This is a genomic window from Brevundimonas sp. KM4, assembly GCF_000964075.1.
Taxonomy (GTDB): Bacteria; Pseudomonadota; Alphaproteobacteria; order Caulobacterales; family Caulobacteraceae; genus Brevundimonas; species Brevundimonas huaxiensis.
The window spans coordinates 1-5,268 of sequence record NZ_JZRG01000051.1 but is presented as its reverse complement, the minus strand read 5'-3'; the positions used below and the strand labels follow the sequence as shown (position 1 = coordinate 5,268).

Sequence of the window (5,268 nt, the reverse complement as noted above, 5' to 3'; positions counted from 1 at the left end):
CCACCAAACCGAGGGAGGATCAACAACGATGGCGCGCTCATTCACGAGAGCGGTGGAATGCTGACCGCAAATACCATTTGACCCATAGACGGGGACAACGCCCGCTTCGCGCGCGGATGCCGAAAGGGCGCGGCCATATTCCAAGCGGATTACGTCTCCCAGTGCGACAGCACGCCATCCTTCCGGCACGTTACTGGGCATAGCCGAGCCTTTTGAGGTGCCCGAACATCACGGCTTCGGCCTCGTCGCGCTTTGCGATCAGGTCTTGGAGCTTGGCGACCTCGGCTGCGACATCCACGGCCTCAGCGTCCGCACCAGTCTGGACATAGCGGCTGATGTTCAGGTTTGAGCCGTTGGCCTCAATCTCATCAATGCGAACGACACGCGCCAACTTCTCGATGTCAGCGAAGCCATGGAAGGCGCCGGCGAGTGTTCGCACATTGGCGTCGGTTAAATGGTTCTGCGCCTTGCCCGGAGTGAAGGTCGCGTCGCCGTTGATGATCAGCACCTTGCACTGCCGCTCGGCGGGCTTGGTCTTGCGGATGATCAGGACCGCAGCCGGGATGCCCGCGCCATAGAACAGGTTGGGCGCCAGCCCGATCACCGCCTCGATGATGTCGGCCTTCAGCATGGCCTCGCGGATGCGGCCCTCGGCACCGCCCCTGAACAACACGCCGTGTGGGATGACCACGCCGAGCATGCCGTCGTCCTTCGAACTCCTCGTCCCACACGTCGCAGAGGCGCCGGTAGAACAGCAGGGCGAAGATGTAATCCTTGAACTTCCCCGCATCGACGTGACCTCGCAGGATATCCGCCGCCTGCCATAGATGCCGTTCAAGTTCCGATTGCGTAAGCGTAGCCACTGAAGCCCCCAGTGCGATGACCGCACGGCTTCGTTGAATCGGGCTATGACGATGGGGTCAAGGTGGAGGTTTCAGATGGCGGCGCCGATGTTGTTGGACTGGACCAAGTTGTGGCCCCTCGTCCTGACCTCCTCAGTCATCGCGGCATTTCTGACCTACGGCCTAGGGCTGCTCAAGGACTGGTTCAATCGCAGCAGGGACGCGGACTTCGCCGCCCTCTACGTCGCCCTCACGCTGGAAGACTACGCATCGCGTTGCGCGTCGGTCGTCGGGGACATTGACACCTTCTGGAGTTCGCGTGGAAGCGCGGGATCGTCGCATGAAAATGTCCCGGAGCTTGGCGCGTTCGGGGCCGACGTGGAATGGAAAGCGTTGGGCGTCAAGCTGACCTCCAAGGCTTTGTCGTTCCGCATCAGGATCGGTCGCACGCGCGGGATGCTCACCGACCTCTCCCAGCATGTGAACGAGGAGATCGTCGAGGAAGCACACGATCACGCGGTCAAGCTGGGGCTGGATGCGTTGGCTGCCGCTGACCATTTCCGAAAGGTCCGCAGGCTTGGCCCAGCCCCTTCGGTTGCCGATTGGAGCACGAGGGACTGGTTGCAGGAAAAGGCTGACAAGATCGCTGTACGGAAGGCCGCAGAGAAGGCAGCAATGGCCGACGACTAGAGGCTGCAGGACACCCGATAGACAGTGCCGTTTTCCGGTGGCGCCGGCGGCTGCTCCTGGAACCCGCCTTGGGGCACAAGGTAAAACCGCCTGACGACGCGAAACTCGTTGTTCCCAAACACCTCGGATACATCGAGCATTGTGAGCTTGCTCTTGGCCTGTTCGACCGCGCCATCTTCATCCGAGCCAGTCAAGGCGTACGGTCGTTGAGGCACACCTTCGCCGGCCAGCCGCCTAAATACGACATGCGCATCCTCGAGTTTTTCTCTGACCGACTACAGAGGCTCGGTGCCGACCATCTGACTACCCGCAACTACCGTGTCACGCTTCATTTGGACCCCTCCATCGAGCGCGATGATGTTCACCTCAATGAAGCTACTCAGTGGGCAAAGCATCCAGATCGACGGGGAGCGTGTCGCCGCGTGATCAGGGCAGGTGACGGAATTATCGACTTCGTTTTTGAATCTGAACTTGATGCAGTTGAGTTTGGGCTCAGATACTAGCGCGACCGGATTATATACTACTTAAATATCTGATATACTTGACAAAAATGTCAAATTGCGTTATGTCCACATCCCTATGGCAGCGCAGACGCACACACCTCATCCGGTTTCTGCTCCTTGGGCCATTGCAGCACTTCGGAAGCTCGGGGACGGGTTCCTTGCTTGGGCCTTGTGCGACGCTACGCCCCAACGCCGACAGGTCGTTTTCGCCGTTGCGGCTCACGGTTGGCTCGATCACCCGGAAGCGATTGTTGCTCAACTCGCTCCGGCCCGATTGCATGAATCGCGGGCCGCTCTTTCTGAACTTCTGATCACCCACGATCTACGCGGCTTGGTGCGCGCAGCATTCGGCCATTGTCCTGACGGCTACTTGAGCGGACTCCGCCGGGCGGGGCCAGACGCGTTTTCGCATCCAGAAATGTACGCAAAGTATTTCACGCTGTTCGCCGATCCGGCTTTGCGGAACCGCCGGAGGGTCGCTCAGCACCTCGGCTCTATCACCGAAGCAAAGGTCGAAATGCTTCTGGAGGTCGATGCGGCCCTTCTCAATGTCGAGTTCTTCGGGCGCCTTTCGTCGGTCGAAGAGGTGAGGGCGATCAACTCCGCCTTGGCGGCGGTCCGTTCGGTTTCTGATCGCGAGCACGAGGCCGCACTTGTCGCTGCTGCGACGGATGGAGGCGAAGACCGCAAGGTTGAGCAATTCATCACGGCCTGGATCAAACGTTGTCGATTTCCAGGTTTGCCGTTCGAGGCCGATCCGGGATTCGGGGTCTTTCCGATCCAGGACGCTGGCCGGCTCCTGATGAAGTCGATCCAATACCGGAATTGCGCTCGCGGTCTGCACCGCGTCGTTGACGCGATCGCCGGGAGGTCGGCGTACGTCGTCTATGAGCCGAATGGCCAGCCCACTGCGATGGCCTTGCTCTACCGACTTACGAACGGAGGATGGCTCGTAGAAGGCGTGTATGGCGTGAGTAACTCGCGCGTACCTGCGGAAGTCCAGCGGCCCTTTCGGGCTTGGCTGGAGTCGCGCGGTGTGACGAGCCTGGACCGTCCAAAGCTGGCAGCTGAATGGAAGACGGTACTCGGTCTCGTGGGTCAATCCAGGTGGGCTGAACTGGAACCGGAACACGACCTATTGCCAGCCTAAAGGATCACGCGCTCCACGCCCTTGGCGCGGCCCGCTCCTTGGCCGTCTCTTCCGCTCGCCATGCTCGCTCCCTAGCCGACCGGCGGAAATTCCTAAACGCGAAGCGAAGCAATCAAATCACTCATCCGGTGGAAGTGACACCTTTATCCCCCCCCCTTCCAATATGACTTCACGAGGAGAGGTCATATTGGAAGGGGGGAGTGCGAGTTCTCATCCGTATGGATTTCCAGAACCTGTTGAATAGTCACGTCGCGGATTCTGATCCGCGCAGGTGGTTTCCCGAGACCCTGCTCTGCGACTGCTTCCCCGTCCTCACACCGCGTTATGCTGCGTCGGGCAGCGTGAATAGCGCAGGAGTGGCGTTTGTTTGGGTCCCATCCGAAGATGTCCCGTGTAGCCTTCAACTCTCTGCGCATCGCTTCCGATCTCGGTGATCGTTGGAACGAAACGGTAAGGCGCCTGTGGGGCGCCGGCCTCCGATCTGGTCCATTCAACCGAACCGATCGGAGCGACAGGTCGCAGATGTCGCTGCGGAGCCTGTCATCTTGCTCAATGCTCTTTCGCCCATAGGCGGAGGGGCCGTTACTCCAGTCGTGTGGTTTCCCCGACGCTGGATGTCCGCCTCTTTGCCCACCCTGGCACGCTGTCGGTTCCGAATCCGATCTACGCTTCGCGAGGGGAGGGCCCGCATCTACTCCCTGGATGAATATGTGGCTCGAATGTTTATGAAAACGAGACTCCAAGAAGAATGCCAGATCACTGAGCACTAGTCATTATTTATATTTTCAGCGATACATGTACTTTAATTTTGCTTAGCAATATCTGGGTGGATTACTATTGAGTTCTAGGCAATCAAGCCTACAGACATTTTAATAATGAATAAAGACTTCCGTTATGACTGCGCGCTGAACATTTCTGGTTGCTATGTGGTTCTTCTTTGGGACCCTGATCATCTGATACTTCACCTTGGAATGTTCGAGCTATTTCAAAAGATGAGGCGATTCAGCGTGCGCGAGCAGATTGGCATGCATGGCTGAAAGGTGATGATGAAGACGACTGCGAATCGAACCAACTCGATGATCCAGAGGTGTTCAAAATTTACGCGAATAGCTGGATCGGTGAGCGGATCGACTAATTTCCCACGACGGTTGAACGTTATCACTGGGAGTTGTTGGAAGATGATCCGCCGGCGCCGTCCGGGCGCCGGCGGGTCTGGTAGCCAAGTAGGCTGGACCGCCGGCCCCACCCTGCGAGCGTAACAAAATCCCGCCCGCACAATCATCTTCTCGCGCCCGGCGTATGGGCATCCGTTCAGGACAGCCGGGCGTGTCAGCAATCATGTGGTTTGGTCACGCCCAAGCGGGTTCCCCAACCAGACGGCAGCGCAGCAGGTCGATCGTCTGGGCAGCGTCCTGGAGTTGCTGGAGGCTCAAGGTCACGCTCTCGCCTCCAGCCTGACGGCACCGAACTTCGGGTGTCGGCAGGGAGCGCACCTCACACAGACCATGGGCCAGAAGATTCCGGATCGCTGCCGCCTGTTCGATCTCACCCAGCCAGAGGGCGAAGGGCTGTCCCACCCCAGTGCAGGCGCGACGCCATTGTTGGATCGGAGGTGCCGTCGCATGGAGTTCGACACCGGCATTCCCGAGCCGGTCCAGCATTACGGATTCAAGAAAGCCCCAGCGCAGCATGACTTCGCCGATGGCGGCCATGACATCCTTGAGGTCTGGAGAGGCCGAGGTCATGGGCTAAGCATCCCGTGAAGAGATCAGCATTTTCTTGACGCCCTGGAGAACTGTGAGAGTCTCGCGCCCGTGAAGGTAGTAGGTCGATCCCCGGACGATCAGGCCAGACGATTGCCGCCGCCCAGCATTATGTGACCGTGGAGAGGGTCTGGGAGGCCGTTTGGACGGTGTGTGCGACGAGGTGGTGCTACAGCCTCGGGACGGTGAACTAACTGTAGAGGAACGCTTTTTCGATGGCCTCTTGGAGGCCGTGTGTAGCAGCGTGGTGTCAGTTTTTTCGCCTGTTTCCGACCAAACCCTTGTGGAACAAGGATTTGGTGGAGCCGAGGGGACGGCCG

Annotated in this window: 5 protein-coding genes and 1 pseudogene; 3 read left to right on the top strand and 3 right to left on the bottom strand. The window is 58.9% G+C overall.

Translation table 11 applies throughout. The features are described 5' to 3' along the window. Positions 1 to 190: 190 nt before the first annotated feature. The gene (locus VH88_RS15155; protein ID WP_369796300.1) at positions 191 to 790 is read right to left on the bottom strand and encodes an N-6 DNA methylase; all 600 of its coding nucleotides are present in this window, start codon (positions 788 to 790) and stop codon (positions 191 to 193) included. Beyond that, positions 774 to 863, bottom strand: a pseudogene (locus VH88_RS16750) (hypothetical protein); the annotation flags it as partial. The pseudogene VH88_RS16750 and the gene VH88_RS15155, both read right to left, overlap by 17 nt. A gap of 75 nt (positions 864 to 938) precedes the next feature. Between VH88_RS16750 and VH88_RS15150 the strand changes: the two are divergent. The 3 genes from VH88_RS15150 to VH88_RS15140 all read left to right on the top strand — a co-directional run bounded on the left by VH88_RS15150 (position 939) and on the right by VH88_RS15140 (position 3,185). Beyond that, the gene (locus VH88_RS15150; RefSeq protein ID WP_156146880.1) at positions 939 to 1,532 is read left to right on the top strand and encodes a hypothetical protein; all 594 of its coding nucleotides are present in this window, start codon (positions 939 to 941) and stop codon (positions 1,530 to 1,532) included. A 68-nt stretch (positions 1,533 to 1,600) separates the two neighbouring features. Beyond that, entirely contained in the window at positions 1,601 to 2,035 is a 435-nt protein-coding gene (locus tag VH88_RS16170; RefSeq protein WP_156146879.1) for a hypothetical protein, read from the top strand. A gap of 55 nt (positions 2,036 to 2,090) precedes the next feature. Then, entirely contained in the window at positions 2,091 to 3,185 is a 1,095-nt protein-coding gene (locus tag VH88_RS15140) for a hypothetical protein (RefSeq protein WP_156146878.1), read from the top strand. A gap of 1,349 nt (positions 3,186 to 4,534) precedes the next feature. On the opposite strand, the gene VH88_RS15135 is transcribed toward VH88_RS15140, so the two are convergent. Beyond that, entirely contained in the window at positions 4,535 to 4,930 is a 396-nt protein-coding gene (locus tag VH88_RS15135; RefSeq protein WP_045811988.1) for a hypothetical protein, read from the bottom strand. Between the last annotated feature and the right edge of the window lie 338 nt (positions 4,931 to 5,268).